Here is a 1,325-nt window from a genome sequence, read left to right as displayed (position 1 = left end):
CCGGTCATGGCCAGATGGCGTTTGATGCGTTTATTCAGCATTAACGACATTAATGCCGTGGTCATGGTAACCCCGGCGCTGGGGCCGTCTTTGGGTGTTGCACCTTCCGGTACGTGCAGATGCAGGAAGCGGGAATTAAAAAATTCCGGATCGCCACCAAAGTCAGCCGCATGGCCTGCGGTATAGCTGTAGGCAATTTCGGCAGACTCTTTCATCACATCGCCAAGCTTACCGGTGAGTTTAAAACCACGGTTCTGCTGGTGCACAACGGCGGCTTCAATCGGCAGTGTTGCGCCTCCCATCGAAGTCCAGGCCAGGCCGGTGACAACCCCAACACCGCTTAAAATACGTTCGGCACGGAAGGCCGGAGCGCCGAGGTAATCACTCAGGTCTTTGTTGGTCACCGAAATTTTCGCTTTGGGGTTTTCCAGTAATTTAACCACGGCTTTACGTGCAATCTGTTGCAGCAGTTTTTCCAGATTACGCACGCCGGACTCACGGGCATAACCTTCGATAATGCTTTTCAGCGTGCTGTCACTGATTTTCACCTGGGATTTTTTCAGACCATGGCGTTCCAGTACCCGGGGCCATAAATGGCTCTTGGCAATGGCGAGTTTTTCTTCGGCGATATAACCCGATAACCGGATGGTATCCATACGGTCGAGTAACGGTGCCGGAATGGTATCCAGCTGGTTGGCCGTACAGATAAACAGCACTTTGGATAAATCCACACGCAGATCGAGGTAATGGTCGAGGAATTCTTTATTTTGCTCCGGGTCCAGAACTTCCAGCAGGGCGGAGGCCGGGTCGCCCTGATAAGAGGCACCGAGTTTGTCGATTTCATCCAGCATAATCACCGGATTAGATACTTCGACATCTTTTAATGCCTGAATTAATTTACCCGGCAAGGCACCGATATAGGTGCGGCGGTGGCCTTTGATTTCAGCCTCATCGCGCATACCACCAACACTGAAACGATAAAATTTCCGCCCCAGCGCGTCGGCCACCGAACGGCCAATAGAGGTTTTACCCACCCCAGGAGGGCCTGCCAGCAGCATAATGGAACCGGATATTTCCTGCTTAAAAGTACCAACGGCAAGAAATTCCATAATGCGCTGTTTAACGTCATCCAGTCCGGCGTGGTGCGCATCCAGTACTTCACGGGCGTGGCTCAGATCGAACGCATCGGTGGAATATACACCCCAGGGCACCGATGTTGCCCAGTCGAGATAATTACGGGTCACGCTGTATTCCGGCGAGCCGGTTTCCAGCATTTTCAGTTTGTGCAGTTCCTCATCAATGCGCTTGCGCGCTGCGGCCGGAAT

Annotated in this window: 1 protein-coding gene; it reads right to left on the bottom strand. The window is 52.7% G+C overall.

Going from position 1 to position 1,325, the window contains the following annotated elements:
* The coding region (gene lon / locus B3P58_RS20500; protein ID WP_286720310.1) for an endopeptidase La at window positions 1–1,325 on the bottom strand (1,325 nt) is incomplete at both ends.

Source organism: Thalassolituus sp. UBA2009 (assembly GCF_002335285.1).
Classification (GTDB): domain Bacteria; phylum Pseudomonadota; class Gammaproteobacteria; order Pseudomonadales; family Oceanobacteraceae; genus Venatoribacter; species Venatoribacter alkanivorans.
Note: the sequence above shows the minus strand (reverse complement) of the source record. Positions and strands in the feature narration are given on the sequence as shown.